This is a genomic window from Ralstonia sp. 22111 (assembly GCF_052045895.1).
Lineage (GTDB): Bacteria > Pseudomonadota > Gammaproteobacteria > Burkholderiales > Burkholderiaceae > Ralstonia > Ralstonia wenshanensis.
This window is the reverse complement of the sequence record NZ_JBQEPR010000012.1, coordinates 96071-109813: the sequence shown is the minus strand read 5'-3', so window position 1 is coordinate 109813 and position 13743 is coordinate 96071. Positions and strand designations below refer to the sequence as shown.

At 64.3% G+C, this 13743-nt stretch carries 13 protein-coding genes; 8 read left to right on the top strand and 5 right to left on the bottom strand.

All coding sequences use genetic code 11. The features are described 5' to 3' along the window. Positions 1-837 (bottom strand): 5-dehydro-4-deoxy-D-glucuronate isomerase, encoded by an 837-nt coding sequence (gene kduI / locus ACTJK4_RS23350; protein WP_433868092.1) that lies wholly within the window; start codon positions 835-837, stop codon positions 1-3. A 279-nt stretch (positions 838-1116) separates the two neighbouring features. On the opposite strand from kduI, the gene kdgT reads away from it, so the two are divergent. Genes kdgT through ACTJK4_RS23330 form a run of 4 tightly spaced genes read left to right on the top strand, consistent with a single transcriptional unit; the run spans position 1117 to position 4280 of the window. After that, the gene (kdgT, locus tag ACTJK4_RS23345; RefSeq protein WP_343621343.1) at positions 1117-2133 is read left to right on the top strand and encodes a 2-keto-3-deoxygluconate transporter; all 1017 of its coding nucleotides are present in this window, start codon (positions 1117-1119) and stop codon (positions 2131-2133) included. Positions 2134-2179: 46 nt separating this feature from the next. After that, on the top strand, positions 2180-2638 hold the full coding sequence (locus tag ACTJK4_RS23340; protein WP_433868093.1) for a nuclear transport factor 2 family protein: 459 nt from the start codon (positions 2180-2182) through the stop codon (positions 2636-2638). Further along, positions 2635-3393: an SDR family oxidoreductase gene (locus ACTJK4_RS23335; protein WP_433868094.1), complete on the top strand. Its 759-nt coding sequence runs from the start codon at positions 2635-2637 to the stop codon at positions 3391-3393. Before ACTJK4_RS23340 ends, ACTJK4_RS23335 begins: the two co-directional genes overlap by 4 nt. A gap of 38 nt (positions 3394-3431) precedes the next feature. Beyond that, positions 3432-4280: an ureidoglycolate lyase gene (locus ACTJK4_RS23330; protein ID WP_433868095.1), complete on the top strand. Its 849-nt coding sequence runs from the start codon at positions 3432-3434 to the stop codon at positions 4278-4280. A 3-nt stretch (positions 4281-4283) separates the two neighbouring features. Here the strand turns inward: ACTJK4_RS23330 and ACTJK4_RS23325 are convergent, their stop codons facing one another. After that, entirely contained in the window at positions 4284-5201 is a 918-nt protein-coding gene (locus ACTJK4_RS23325; protein ID WP_316871944.1) for a LysR family transcriptional regulator, read from the bottom strand. A 133-nt stretch (positions 5202-5334) separates the two neighbouring features. Between ACTJK4_RS23325 and ACTJK4_RS23320 the strand changes: the two genes are divergently transcribed. The 3 genes from ACTJK4_RS23320 (at position 5335) to fahA (ending at position 9743) form a co-directional block, all read left to right on the top strand. Further along, on the top strand, positions 5335-6744 hold the full coding sequence (locus ACTJK4_RS23320) for an MFS transporter (protein ID WP_316871945.1): 1410 nt from the start codon (positions 5335-5337) through the stop codon (positions 6742-6744). 63 nt (positions 6745-6807) lie between these two features. Next, the gene (hmgA, locus tag ACTJK4_RS23315) at positions 6808-8154 is read left to right on the top strand and encodes a homogentisate 1,2-dioxygenase (protein WP_433868096.1); all 1347 of its coding nucleotides are present in this window, start codon (positions 6808-6810) and stop codon (positions 8152-8154) included. Positions 8155-8471: 317 nt separating this feature from the next. Further along, positions 8472-9743, top strand: a complete 1272-nt coding sequence (gene fahA / locus ACTJK4_RS23310; protein WP_260804186.1) for a fumarylacetoacetase — start codon at positions 8472-8474, stop codon at positions 9741-9743. 42 nt (positions 9744-9785) lie between these two features. On the opposite strand, the gene ACTJK4_RS23305 is transcribed toward fahA, so the two are convergent. Next, positions 9786-10424 (bottom strand): FMN-binding negative transcriptional regulator, encoded by a 639-nt coding sequence (locus ACTJK4_RS23305; protein WP_433868097.1) that lies wholly within the window; start codon positions 10422-10424, stop codon positions 9786-9788. Positions 10425-10528: 104 nt separating this feature from the next. After that, positions 10529-11686, bottom strand: a complete 1158-nt coding sequence (locus ACTJK4_RS23300; protein ID WP_433868098.1) for an acyl-CoA dehydrogenase family protein — start codon at positions 11684-11686, stop codon at positions 10529-10531. A gap of 113 nt (positions 11687-11799) precedes the next feature. Here ACTJK4_RS23300 and ACTJK4_RS23295 point away from each other — a divergent pair, with 113 nt between their 5' ends. Next, on the top strand, positions 11800-12720 hold the full coding sequence (locus tag ACTJK4_RS23295) for a LysR family transcriptional regulator (RefSeq protein WP_316871949.1): 921 nt from the start codon (positions 11800-11802) through the stop codon (positions 12718-12720). On the opposite strand, the gene ACTJK4_RS23290 is transcribed toward ACTJK4_RS23295, so the two are convergent. After that, on the bottom strand, positions 12721-13638 hold the full coding sequence (locus ACTJK4_RS23290; RefSeq protein ID WP_316871950.1) for a LysR family transcriptional regulator: 918 nt from the start codon (positions 13636-13638) through the stop codon (positions 12721-12723). Positions 13639-13743: the final 105 nt, after the last annotated feature.

Sequence of the window (13743 nt, the reverse complement as noted above, 5' to 3'; positions counted from 1 at the left end):
TCAGCGCAGGTCGGCAATGGCGACGTGGTCCATGTCGTGGAACACCTGGTTCTCGCCGACCATGCCCCAGATAAAGGTGTACGCCTGCGTGCCGACGCCGGAGTGGATCGACCAGCTGGGCGAGATCACGGCCTGCTCGTTGTGGACGAGGATGTGACGCGTCTCCTGCGGCTCGCCGAGCATGTGGAACACGGCGGCGTTGTCCGGCAGGTTGAAATAGAAATACACCTCCATGCGGCGCTCGTGCGTGTGGCACGGCATGGTGTTCCACAGGCTGCCGGGCTCGAGCTTGGTCATGCCCATCGAGAGCTGGCAGGTGGGCAGCACGTCCGGCACGATGAACTTGTAGATCGTGCGCCGGTTGCTGGTGGCCGGATCGCCCAGCGTTTCGGGAGACGCCTGCGCCAGCGTGATCGTGCGCGTGGGATACGCCGTATGGGCCGGCGCGCAGTTGATGTAGAACTTGGCGGGCCGCGCCGCATCGTCGCTGCCGAAGACGACGTTCTGGCCGCCCTGGCCGATGTAGATCGCCTCTTCATTGCCGACGGCGTGCCGTGTGCCATCCACCTCCACCCAGCCCGGACCGCCAATGTTGATCGCGCCCAGCTCGCGGCGCTCCAGCAGATGGCTTACGCCCATCGACTTGGCAAGCGATGCCGGCACCTCCACCGGCCGCGTCGCCGGCCACGCACCGCCCACGATGATCCGGTCGATGTGGCTGTACGTGAACTGAAGCGCATCGCGCTCGAACACCTGTTCCACCAGGAACTGGCGGCGCAGCCCGGCCGTGTCGAGAGTTTTTGCGTGTTCGCTGTGGATTCCTTGCCGCACTTCCATGCCGTTTCTCCGTAGGGAATGCACCGGCATTCATCGCGCTGCCGGCTGTTCTGGGTTGGATTGAAGCACAAAAAACGCAAACACGGAACGTCGATCCACATTTTTCGAATGAGACCAGATCAAGCGGGATCACACTGTACCGCACACATTTGCGCCCCAGGGTAAACGATAAATCCCTGAAATCAAAAACTATGGAACATCGTTCCACTTCATCCGCTATAGTCACTCCACGATGTTGGACCCTGACCAACCGAGCCCATAGAGGCTCATGGAGGAGACGTGAAGATCAAGAAGGCGATTGACCGCATTCCGGGCGGCCTGATGCTCGTGCCGCTGCTGCTCGGTGCATGCGTGCATACGTTCGCGCCGGACGCGGGGAAGTACTTCGGCTCGTTCACCAACGGCCTGATCACCGGCACGGTACCGATCCTGGCGGTGTGGTTCTTCTGCATGGGCGCGACCATCGACCTGCATGCCACCGGCGTGGTGCTGCGCAAGTCCGGCACGCTGCTCGTCACCAAGATTGCCGTGGCGTGGCTGGCAACGCTGGTGGCTGCACAGTTCATTCCGGACGAAGGCATCAAGACCGGCATCCTTGCCGGACTGTCGGTATTGGCGATCACCACGTCGATGGACATGACCAACGGCGGGCTCTACGCCGCCGTCATGCAGCAGTACGGCACCAAGGAAGAAGCCAGCGCATTCGTGCTGATGTCGGTCGAATCGGGCCCGCTGGTCAGCATGTTGATCCTCGGCGCAACGGGCATCGCGGTGTTTGAGCCCAGGCTGTTCGTGGGCGCGGTGCTGCCGTTCCTGATCGGTTTTACGCTGGGCAATCTCGACAGTGAACTGCGCGAACTGTTCGGCCGCTGCGTGCATCCGCTTATTCCGTTCTTCGGCTTTGCGCTGGGCAACGGCATCGACCTGCACGTGATTGCCAAGAGCGGCCTCCCTGGCCTCTTGCTCGGCCTTACGGTGATCGTCATTACCGGCGTGCCGCTCATACTGGCGGACAAGTTCATTGCGGGCGGCAATGGCGCCGCAGGGCTGGCGGCATCGTCCACAGCCGGAGCGGCGGTCGCCAACCCGGCCATCATCGGCGAGATGATTCCCCGGTTCAAACCCCTGGTGCCGGCCGCCACGGCGCTCGTCGCCACGGCCTGCCTCGTCACGGCGATTCTCGTGCCGATCCTGACCGCGATATGGGTGCGGCGTGTGGGTCGCGCTGCTCCATTGCCCGAGCCGGAAACCGCCAGCCTGCCACCACAGGCCGCGCACCGCGAAGCCCATTTCTGACCACGCCTGCGATGCACCGCACACACCCTCAGAGAGGAGATTGCCCATGCTGTTGCACACGTTTTTCCGCCGCATTGCGGGCGTTGCAATGACCGCCGCGCTCGCTGCCGGCAGCACCCTCGCCCATGCCGCCACCGATGCCGATACGGTTGCGCAAGCCGTCGAGCGCATGCGCGTTGCCATGGTGGCCAGCGACGGCGCCACGCTCACCAAGCTCATCGAGAACGACCTGACCTACGGACACTCGTCGGGCAAGCTGGAAGACCACGCAGCCTTCCTCAAGGCGCTGGACGGCACGAATTCATTCAAGTCGATTGCGCTGACCAACCAGACCGTGCAGGTCAACGGCGACAACGCCTGGGTGCGCCACGTGTTCGACTCCGTCAACAACCTGCCCGACGGCAAGACCAGCACCGCGCATATCGGCGTGCTGCAGGTGTGGAAGAAGCATCCGGACGGCTGGCGCCTGTTTGCGCGCCAGGCCTATCTGCTTCCGAAGCAATGAGGGGCGCTGCTTCCCCCGGGCGCCTGGCGGGCAAGACTGCGCTCGTGACAGCCGCCGCGCAAGGCATCGGCCGCGCCTGCGCCGAGCGCTTCGCCCGCGAAGGTGCCCACGTCATCGCCACCGATCTGCGCATCGACGCGTTGAACGATGTGCCGTTCGACGTCCGCCGGCTCGACGTGCGCGATACCCAGCAGGTCAATGCGCTCGCCGCCGAGCTTGGCGGCATCGACATCCTCTTCAACTGCGCGGGCTTCGTGCACGCCGGTTCGGTGCTGGAGTGCGATGAGGATGCGTGGGATTTCTCGTTCGACCTCAATGTCAAGTCGATGTACCGCACCATCCGCGCGTTCCTGCCGGGCATGCTGGAACGCGGTGGCGGCAGTGTCATCAACATGTCGTCCGCCGCGTCGAGCATCAAGGGCGTGCCGAACCGCTTTGTGTATGGCGCATCGAAGGCGGCGGTGATCGGGCTGACCAAATCCGTGGCGGCAGACTTTGTGGCGCGCGGCATCCGCTGCAATGCGATCTGCCCGGGCACGGTGGTGTCGCCATCCCTCACCCAGCGCATCGATGAACAAGCCCGCACGCAGGGAAAATCGCGCACGGAAGTCGAAGCGGCGTTTGTTGCACGCCAGCCGATGGGGCGCCTCGGCCAGCCGGAAGAAATTGCCGCGCTGGCCGCCTATCTGGCTTCCGACGAAGCCGCCTTTACGACGGGGCAAGTCCACCTGATCGACGGCGGCTGGTCAAATTGATACCTTGATGCCTTTCCCCCAACCGATTTGAGCCTTTCATGAAACTGCTGCGCTTCGGCCCCCAGGGCCAAGAAAAACCGGGCCTGCTCGACGCAACCGGCACCCTTCGCGATCTGTCCGGCATCGTTGACGACATTGCAGGCGATGTGCTGTCGGACGCATCACTCGCCAAGCTGCGCGACGTGGACCCTGCCACACTGCCGGCCGTCAGCGGCCAACCCCGCATTGGCCCGTGCGTCGGGCGTGTCGGCAAGTTCATCTGCATCGGGTTGAACTACGCCGACCACGCTGCGGAATCCGGCTTGCCGGTGCCGGCCGAGCCGGTCGTCTTCAACAAGTGGACCAGCGCCATCTGCGGCCCGAATGACGACATCGAAATCCCGCGCGGCTCCGTCAAGACCGATTGGGAGGTCGAGCTGGGCGTGGTCATCGGCAAGGCCGCCAAGTACATCGACGAAGCCAACGCGCTGGACTACGTGGCCGGCTACTGCATCGTCAACGACGTTTCCGAGCGCGAATGGCAGATCGAGCGCGGCGGCCAGTGGGACAAGGGCAAGGGCTTTGATACGTTCGGCCCGCTGGGCCCGTGGCTGGTCACGCGCGACGAGGTGCCCGACCCGCAGGCGCTGGACCTCTGGCTGGAGGTGGACGGCCACCGCTATCAGAACGGCAATACGCGGACGATGGTGTTTGGCGTGGCCCAACTCGTGGCATATCTGAGCCGCTGCATGAGCCTGCAGCCCGGCGATGTCATCTCGACGGGCACGCCGCCTGGCGTGGGCCTGGGCATCAAGCCGAACCCGGTCTACCTCAAGCCTGGGCAGACCATGCGCCTGGGCATCGCCGGCTTGGGCGAGCAATTGCAGCGCACGGTCTCAGCCGGCTGACGGCTAGCGTTCCAACTCGGCAAAGCGCTGCGCGACGAGGTTGCGCAGCCACTGGTTGCCGGCGTCCTGATGGAAACGCCGGTGCCAGAACACATTGGTCTGCAACGCGGGCAGCTTGAGCGGCGGCGCCACGAACTCCAGCCCGAACGGCGGCGCCGCGCGCTCGGCCAGCTTGCGCGGCACCGTCACCACCAGATCGGTCGTGCTGACGATGTACGGCACCGCCACGAAGTGCGGCACCGAAAAGCGCGCCGACTGCGTGATGCCCGCCTTGTCGAGCAGCGGCCCGATCGCGTTGTAAGGGCTCGCCGAACTTGCCACCACCAGGTGTGACGCTGCGCGAAAGCGCTCCAGCGTCAGCTTGCCCTCCGACAGCGCATGGCCGCGCCGGAACATCGTCACGTAATCCTGCCGGAACAGGCGGCGCTGGAAGAGGCTCTCGCCGGAAAGATCATCGAACGCGCCGATGGCAAGGTCAATGGCACCGGCCTCCATCTCCGCCTTCATGTCGAAGCCGCCCGCACGCAGGGTGTCGATGCGCACGCCCGGCGCCTGCTCGGCACATAACTGCGCCAGCACCGGCATGAAATACACCTCGCCGACGTCGCTCATGGCAACGGTGAAGGTACGCGTGGAAGTGGCCGCATCAAAGTGCGTGCGCTGGCCGAAGGCGCGTTGCAGCGTGTCGAGCGCGGTGGCCACCGGTTCAGCCAATTGCTCGGCAAATGCCGTCGGCATCATGCCGCGCGGAGTGCGGACAAAGAGTTCGTCGTCGAAGGTCTGGCGCAGGCGCGACAGCGCGTTGCTCACCGCCGGTTGCGACAGGCCCAGCCGCTCGGCCACGATGGAAATGCGCTTTTCGCGCAGGATTTCCTGAAACAGCACCAGCAGGTTCAGGTCGACATCCCGCAGGTTCAGCATGGCGGTCGCCCCACATTCACAGTATCAATAGCGTGCATTCTCGCATTGATATTTCAAATTTTCACCCAATCCGGACAATACGCGCATACCAAAAATCCAGAACAGAGCGGCAACGCCGCCACCGGAGACCACCATGTGCCCTGCTCCCGCTGCTCATGAAGCGCCATCCACGCCCATCGACCTCGCCCGCCTGATCGACCAAGGCAAGGTCGGCGCCTTCCAGATCCTGTTGCTCGCCATCTGTGGGCTGTGCCTGATCATCGACGGCTTTGACGTGCAGGCCATGGGCTATGTAGCGCCCGCCATCATCAAGGACTGGAACATCACCAAGGCGAGCCTCGGGCCGGTATTCGGCGCGGGGCTGTTCGGCATGCTGGTCGGCTCGCTGGTGTTTGGCGTGCTGGGCGACCGCTTCGGGCGGCGGCCGGTGCTGATCGTCGCGACGTTCTTTTTTGCGGCGTGCATGCTGGCCACCACGCAGGTGGAAACGGTGCAGGCGCTACTGGTGCTGCGCTTTATCACGGGCCTGGGGCTGGGTTGCATCATGCCCAATGCGATGGCGCTGGCCGGCGAATTCAGCCCCGCGCGCTCCCGCGTGACGTGGATGATGCTGGTGTCGTGCGGCTTTACCGTGGGCGCGGCACTGGGCGGCTTTGTGAGCGCGGCGCTGCTTTCACGCTTCGGCTGGCAGTCGGTGTTTCTGGTGGGCGGCCTCGTACCCCTCGCCATTGGCGTGATGATGGTGCTGTGGCTGCCGGAATCCTTGCAATACCTGGTGCTCAAGGGCCATGGGCAAATGCAGCAAACGCGCCATCAACGTCTGGCTCGCTGGCTGGGCAAGCTCGCCCCGCAACTGCAGGTGAACGCACAAACGCAATTCGTGGTGCCCGAGGCGGCCGCGCGTGGCATGCCGGTCTCCGCGCTCTTCACGGAAGGCCGCGCCAAGGTGACACTGGTGCTGTGGGTCATCAACTTCATGAACCTGATCGACCTGTATTTCCTCTCGAACTGGCTGCCAACGCTGATTCGTGATGCCGGTTATCCGACGGATACCGCTGTGCTGGTGGCGACCGCGCTGCAGGTGGGCGGCGTGATCGGCACGCTCACGCTGGGCCGGCTGATCGATCGCCTGGGCTTTGTGCGCGTGCTGGCCGTGTGCTTCCTGATCGCCTGCGTCACCGTTGGGCTGATCGGCCATGTGGCGGCTGCGCTGCCCATGCTGGTGGCGGTGGTGTTCGTAGCCGGCTTCTGCATCGTCGGCGGGCAGCCGGCGGTAAATGCGCTGGCCGCCACGTATTACCCCACCACGCTGCGCGCCACCGGTATCGGCTGGAGCCTGGGCGTGGGCCGTATCGGCTCCGTAATCGGCCCGGTGATTGGCGGGCAACTGATTGCCATGCAGTGGAGCGGCCCCGCGTTGTTCTCGGCCGCTGCGGTGCCGGCGATGGTGTCGTTCGGCATGGTGCTGGCGCTTACGCTGGCCGCCAGTGGCCCGGACGCCGCTCGCTTTGCCTCGGGTCGCCCAACCGGCAAGCCCGCCTGATGGCCCGGTAACGACTACGCTTTCCCTGAAGACGCTCCTGACTTTTTCTCCAAGGACTTCACCATGAACATGCTCGCCCCGACGGCCAAGAACGCATTCACCCCCGCGTCGCTGGACCGGCCCGCTTACCAGAGCGGCTTCGGCAACGAGTTCGCCACTGAAGCGTTGCCCGGTGCGCTGCCGCACGGCCAGAACTCCCCGCAGAAGGCGCCGTATGGCCTGTATGCGGAACAGATTTCCGGCACGGCGTTCACCGCCCCGCGCGCGCACAACCGCCGCTCGTGGCTGTATCGCATTCGCCCGGGCGCCGTGCATCTGCCGTTCGAGGCCATGGCGCAAAGCCGCTTCCACAGCAACTTCAACGAGGTGCCGCCCTCGCCCAACCAGTTGCGCTGGGATCCGCTGCCCGCCCCGGCGGCCGGCACCGATTTCATCGACGGCATCGTCACCTTCGCCGGCAACGGCGGGCCCGACGCGCAAACCGGCTGCGGCATCCACCTGTACGCAGCCAACGCGTCGATGACCGACCGCTTCTTCTACAACGCCGACGGCGAGCTGCTGATCGTCCCGCAGCAAGGCCGACTGCGCCTGCTGACGGAGATGGGCGTGGTTGATGTCGAGCCGCTGGAGATTGTCGTCGTCCCGCGCGGCGTGCGCTTCCGTGTCGAATTGCCCGACGGCGACGCGCGCGGCTACATCTGCGAGAACTTCGGCGCGCTCTTCCGCCTGCCGGACCTGGGCGTCATCGGCTCGAACGGCCTGGCCAACCCGCGCGACTTCCTCACCCCGCACGCGTGGTACGAAGACCGCGAGGGCAACTTCGAACTCGTCGCGAAATTCCAGGGCAGCCTGTGGACCGCGAAGATCGGCCACTCGCCGCTGGACGTCGTAGCCTGGCACGGCAATCTCGCGCCGTACAAGTACGACCTGCGCCTGTTCAACACCATCGGCTCGATCAGCTACGACCATCCGGACCCCTCGATCTTCCTGGTGCTGCAAAGCCCGTCCGCCACGCCGGGTGTGGACACGATCGACTTCGTGATCTTCCCGCCGCGCTGGCTGGCCGCCGAAAACACGTTCCGCCCGCCCTGGTTCCACCGCAACGTCGCGAGCGAATTCATGGGCCTGATCCAGGGCGTGTACGACGCCAAGGCCGAAGGCTTCGTGCCCGGCGGCGCCAGCCTGCACAACTGCATGAGCGGCCACGGCCCCGACGCCGACACGTTCGAGAAAGCCAGCAACGGCGACACCACCAAGCCGCACAAGGTCGACGCAACGATGGCCTTCATGTTCGAGACACCAGCCGTGATCCGCCCCACGCGCTTCGCAGCGGAATCGGCGCAACTGCAGGCCAAGTACTTCGAATGCTGGCAAGGCCTGAAGAAACATTTCGACCCGACCAAGCGTTAAGCACAATCGACGAATTCACATTGACGCCAAGGCGAGCATCCAGAAGGTGTGGCCGTACCCTGCCCTAGATGGCGCCTTGAATTTTCGTAAGCGGGCGGAAAAAAGAAGGACCGCTGTCTGAGCGCAGCGAGTTTCGGTCCTTCTCCGCCCGGTTACGGAAATTCAAGGAATCTTTCGCCATCTCGGGCGCGCCTTTCTTTGCTTACTTTCTTTGGCAAGACAAAGAAAGTGAGTCGCCCCCGGCAGGGGGTGAAACAGCAGATGCGCCAGCAACGTCAAGCAACAACCGACTCAACAAACAAACCATCGCCCCCATCATGACCACCCGACAACTAAGCTGGCTAGAATCCGCCAACACCCCCGACACGCACTTCCCCCTGGAAAACCTGCCCTTCGGCATCTTCTCCACCAAAGAAAACCCGTCGCCACGCGCAGGCGTCGCGCTGGGCGATCAAGTCATCGATCTCGGCGTGCTGGATGACGCCGGCCTGCTGCCCGCATCCACACGCGGCACGTTCCGCACCGGCAAGCTCAACAGTTTCATCGCCCTCGGCAAGCCCGTGTGGGCAGAAACGCGCAAGAAGCTGCAAGCGCTATTCAGCGTGAACGACACCCACGTGCGCGACAACGCCACGCTGCACACTCGCGCGCTCGTGCCGCAGGCGCATGCGGTGATGCATCTGCCCATCGACATCCCGGGCTACACGGATTTCTATTCATCGAAGGAACACGCCACCAACGTCGGCCGCATGTTCCGCGACCCCGAGAACGCGCTGCTGCCCAACTGGCTGGAAATCCCAATCGGCTACAACGGCCGCGCCAGCTCCGTGGTGGTGAGCGGCACCCCGCTGCACCGCCCGATGGGCCAGATCAAGCTGCCCGATCAGCCGCGCCCGATCTTCACGGCATGCCGCAAGCTGGACTACGAACTGGAGATGGCCTTTGTGGTCGGCAAGCCGAGCGCGCTGGGTGAGCCGGTTTCCGTCGACGCGGCACCGGATCATATGTTCGGCGTCGTGCTCCTCAACGACTGGAGCGCGCGCGACATTCAGCAATGGGAATACGTGCCGCTCGGCCCGTTCAACTCGAAGGGGTTCGGTACATCGATCTCGCCATGGATCGTGACGATGGACGCGCTGGAGCCGTTCCGCGTGGCCAACCCGGCGCAATCGCCTGAGCCGCTGGAATACCTGCGGCAGAGCCGGCCGAACGCCTACGACATCGCCCTCGAAACTGCACTGCGCCCCCACGGCGGCGAACGCACCACCATCGCCCGCACCAACTTCCGCGCGATGTACTGGACGATGGCGCAACAGCTTGCGCACCACACCGTATCCGGCTGCAACGTGCGCGTGGGCGACCTGATGGGCTCCGGCACCATCAGCGGCACGACGCCGGATTCGTACGGCAGCCTGCTGGAGCTGACCGTCAACGGCAAGCAGCCGCTGGACCTCGGCAACGGCACCACGCGCGCGTTCCTGGAAGACGGCGACGAAGTCATCATGACCGGCTGGTGCCAGGGCGATGGCTATCGGGTGGGCTTTGGGGAAGTGCGCGGCGAAATCCTGCCGGCGCGCGGCGTGAAGTAACGCAGTGCGGGGCGGCGGATGAGCAGTCCGTCGCTCCCTCTTTTATTCCGTCTTGGCAGCGGCGCAAGCGAGCATCGCATCGCTGATCACGCGCTCGCCGTTCGCCTTGAGCGCCTCGCCGGCGCCCACGATGTCCCGTGTTTCCTTGTTCTGGCTCAGCTTGAGTTTGCCTTCGATGCGCGTGATCTCGATCTCGATGCCGACAATCATCTTGAGCAGCGCGTCGGTGTAGTCGGCCGGGGCATCGGACATCTTCCACGGCGTGGGTTGCGATGCCTCATGCGTGCGCGTCAGGCGAGCCACCACACCGCGTACAAAACGCTCATCGTCCCGCACGGTGATGCGACCATGCGCATGCACCACACGGTAGTTCCACGTCGGCACCTGCCTGTGGGCTTCTTGCTTGCTCGGATACCACGTCGGCGAAATGTACGCATCGCCCGCGCGGAAGATGACGAGCACCTCATCGCCGTTGGCGACGTCTTTCCAGACCGGGTTGGCGCGCGCCACGTGGGCATGCAGCATGCCAAGCTCGCCCTCTTCCGGCAGCAGCAGGAACGGAATGTGATTTGCGTCCAACCCATGCTCGCCATGCGTGACGAGCGTCCCAAACGGGTTCTGCGCGATCAGGTCGTGCAACGCGTTGGGGCGCGATTCTTCAAAATGGGCGGGAATGTACATGGCGACTCCGGCAGCGACCGTGCAATCGAACAGAAAAACGCCCATTCTGAGCCAGAACGTGGCTCCAAAACAGAGCCAAATTCAGGCGAATTATTAGAGCCAGCCTAGTCGCGCAGCAGGTTCTTGGCGATGATGAGCTGCTGGATCTGCGTGGTGCCTTCGTACAAGCGCAGCAGGCGCACATCGCGATAGAAGCGCTCGGCCTTGTACTCGGCAATGTAGCCCGCGCCACCGTGAATCTGCACCGCGCGATCGGCCACGCGACCGACCATCTCCGTACAGAACATCTTGGTGCACGACGCCAGCATGCTGACTTCGTGGTCCTGTTTGCCGACGGGCTTGGCGTCGTAGCGGCGCGCGCAGTCGCGCACCATCGACATGCCGGCGTACAGCTCGGTCTGGCTGTCGGCCAGCATCGCCTGGATCAACTGAAAGTCTGCGATGGGCTGGCCGAACTGCTTGCGCTCCTTGGCATACGCCACCGCATCAGCAATCAGCCGGTGCGCCATCCCGCATGCCAGCGCCGAGATGTGCAGGCGGCCGCGGTCCAGCACCTTCATCGCCGTCTTGAAGCCCTGGCCCGCCACGCCGCCAATGATGTTGACCGCCGGCACGCGCACGTTGTCGAGCATCACATCGCACGTCTTGGTGCCGCGCTGCCCCATCTTCTTGTCGGGCTTGCCGAGCGTGATGCCCGGCGTATCGGCTGGCACGATAAAGGCCGAGATACCGCCCGCGCCTTCGCCGCCCGTGCGCGCCATCAGCGTGAATGCCCCGGCGCGCGGCGCGTTGGTGATGAAACGCTTGGTGCCGTTGATGACGTAGTGATCGCCGTCCAGCGTGGCACGCGTTTGCAGCGATGCAGCATCCGACCCGGCATTCGGCTCCGTCAGGGCAAACGAGATGATCAGCTCACCACTGGCGATGCGAGGCAGGTAATCGGCCTTCTGCGCATCGGTGCCGTCCATCAGGATGCCCTGCGAGCCGATGCCTACGTTGGTGCCGAACACCGAGCGAAAGGCCAGCGCGGTGTGCCCGAGGTCGTACGCCACCTCGCACTCCTGGGCCATCGCCAGGCCAATGCCGCCGTACGCCTCCGGAATCGACAGGCCGAAGAGGCCCATCTCTTTCATGTCGGCAACGATGTCGGCGGGCACGTCATCCTCTTCCTCGAGGATGTTTTCCGCCGGCACGAGCCGTTCCTGGATGAAGCGCTGCACCGATTGCTGCAGCAGGCCGAAGGATTCGTCGTCGAGCGCCATGTCGCTGGTTCCTGTGGGATATTCCGGCCGATGTTACCGGGTTGGGACGCTTTGACAATCGGGTCCGGCATCAACAGAATGTCGAGTCTCATTCACCAATCTGGCGTGCCGTCATGGACCTGAATGCGCTCAAGCTGTTTGTGGAAATCGTCGACGCGGGCAACCTGTCGGCGGCGGCGCGCCGGCTGCAGACCACGCGCTCCAACGTGAGCCACCGGCTGAAGGCGTTTGAGCGCGCACTGGGTGTGCAACTGCTGCGTCGGACCACCCGCCGCGTGGAGCCGACGGAGGTGGGCGCCGGCATCTACGAACACGGCCGCAGCATCCTGCGCGAAATGGCCGCCGCCGATGCGCTGGTCTCGTCGCTGGGTAAGTCGCTGCAAGGCAGCGTGCGCCTGTCGGTGCCGACGGGGCTGGGGCACCTGCTGGTGTCACCACTGCTGGTGGCATTCAAGCGTGCGTATCCGGACATCCGTCTTGATGTGCGGTTCGACAACCGCGTGTCCGACCTGATTGGCGAAGATGTGGACGTGGCGCTGCGCATCGTCTCGAACCCGCCGGAATCGCTCGTCGCCACGCTGCTTGATGAAGTTGACTGGGTGCTGTGCGCGGCGCCGGATTACCTGGCCGCGCATGGCGTGCCAAAAACACTCGACGCGCTGGGCAAGCACACCATCGTCAGCGCGCCTGCGGTTGGGCAGCCGTTGCGGCTATCGGCGCAACTGGGCGATGAACGGACGCTCGTCACGTTGGACCCCGGCGTCTCGTCCGACAACTACCTGTTCCTGCAGGCCGCCGTGCGTTCGGGCAATGGACTCGGAATCCTGCCCTATTACGCCGCTGCCGAAGACTTGCGCGACGGGCACGTCAAACGCGTGCTGCCCGGCTACCGATTCAGCGTGTTCGGCAGCCGGCTGTACATGCTGGCGATGCCAAGCCGGTATCGGACGCTGGCCACGCGGCATTTGTTGGACTTTCTCAAAGAGGGGCTGCAAGGCAAGCTGCCGCGCCTGCCCCTGAAGGAACGCGCCTGATTACGCGTCTAGCGGCATCAGCCCCGGCAACTGCGCAAAGCAGATCGACTTGGCCGTCTCGATAAAGTCCTGCGCAAACGGTGCCTGTGCGTAGTCGCGCGTCATGGCGGCGTAGAGATCGCTCCACAGGCCTTCCTTGCCGACACGCTTGGCCACCACGTATTCGTAATCGACGTAGTTCTTGATGCCCCAGCTCGGCAGCGCGGCCAGCCCGCGTCGGCTGGCAACGAGCTGCAGCACGGCGATGGTCAGCTCCGCCGTGCGGCGGTTGAAGGCGATGCCGGCCGGTGTCAGCACCTGGCGGATGAGATCGATGCGCTCTTCGGGCACGGGGTACGTGATGAGCGTCTGGTCCGTAAAGTCTTTCGCGTCCAGCCACTTCTTGTTGCGCAGCGCGTGGTCAACGGGCAACACGGCGAGAATCTCGAAGCGAAACAGCGGAGCAAACACCACGCCACGCCGCATCTTGGCGTCGGAGCCGATGATGACGTCGGCGCGGCCGTCCTTGAGCAGCGCCAGCGGATCGGTGTGGAAACCCGACACAAGGTCCATTTCCACTTCCGGCCAGCGCTGGCGGAAGGCGTCCATCACAGGCATCAGCCAGTCAAAGCAGGTGTGGCATTCGAGCGCGATGCGCAGCGTGCCGGCCGCGCGGCCCTTGATGCGCTCAAGATCGCGCTCTGCGGTCTGGATATCGGCGACGACCTTTTGCGCGAGTTCGAGCATGCGCTCGCCGGCCTCGGTCAATTCCACCGTCTGCCCCTTGCGGCGCACGACGGCCAGCCCGTAATGCGACTCCAGCGCGCGCAATTGATGCGACAACGCCGATTGCGTCAGGTGCAGCCGCTCGGCAGCGCGCGAAACGGAGCCACCGTCGGCCAGGGCGATCAGCGTGCGCAGATGGCGGATTTCAAGCATGTTGGTGCGGCTTCCAATATATGAATACGATTCAACGTTATCGAAAATAATATCATTTGATTCATGGACGAGGGTCGCCGATCATCGCAGGACTGAAAAACGAAT

What these genes read in the sequence shown, in the direction of transcription:
- ACTJK4_RS23300 (WP_433868098.1), bottom strand. Translation starts at nt 11,686, where the DNA reads ATGGCGCTCGACGACGAATCCTTCGGCCTGCTGCAGCAATCGGTGCAG.
- hmgA (WP_433868096.1), top strand. Translation starts at nt 6,808, where the DNA reads ATGAACATGCTCGCCCCGACGGCCAAGAACGCATTCACCCCCGCGTCG.
- ACTJK4_RS23340 (WP_433868093.1), top strand. Translation starts at nt 2,180, where the DNA reads ATGCTGTTGCACACGTTTTTCCGCCGCATTGCGGGCGTTGCAATGACC.
- ACTJK4_RS23305 (WP_433868097.1), bottom strand. Translation starts at nt 10,424, where the DNA reads ATGTACATTCCCGCCCATTTTGAAGAATCGCGCCCCAACGCGTTGCAC.
- fahA (WP_260804186.1), top strand. Translation starts at nt 8,472, where the DNA reads ATGACCACCCGACAACTAAGCTGGCTAGAATCCGCCAACACCCCCGAC.
- ACTJK4_RS23295 (WP_316871949.1), top strand. Translation starts at nt 11,800, where the DNA reads ATGGACCTGAATGCGCTCAAGCTGTTTGTGGAAATCGTCGACGCGGGC.
- kduI (WP_433868092.1), bottom strand. Translation starts at nt 837, where the DNA reads ATGGAAGTGCGGCAAGGAATCCACAGCGAACACGCAAAAACTCTCGAC.
- ACTJK4_RS23330 (WP_433868095.1), top strand. Translation starts at nt 3,432, where the DNA reads ATGAAACTGCTGCGCTTCGGCCCCCAGGGCCAAGAAAAACCGGGCCTG.
- ACTJK4_RS23335 (WP_433868094.1), top strand. Translation starts at nt 2,635, where the DNA reads ATGAGGGGCGCTGCTTCCCCCGGGCGCCTGGCGGGCAAGACTGCGCTC.
- ACTJK4_RS23320 (WP_316871945.1), top strand. Translation starts at nt 5,335, where the DNA reads ATGTGCCCTGCTCCCGCTGCTCATGAAGCGCCATCCACGCCCATCGAC.
- ACTJK4_RS23325 (WP_316871944.1), bottom strand. Translation starts at nt 5,201, where the DNA reads ATGCTGAACCTGCGGGATGTCGACCTGAACCTGCTGGTGCTGTTTCAG.
- ACTJK4_RS23290 (WP_316871950.1), bottom strand. Translation starts at nt 13,638, where the DNA reads ATGCTTGAAATCCGCCATCTGCGCACGCTGATCGCCCTGGCCGACGGT.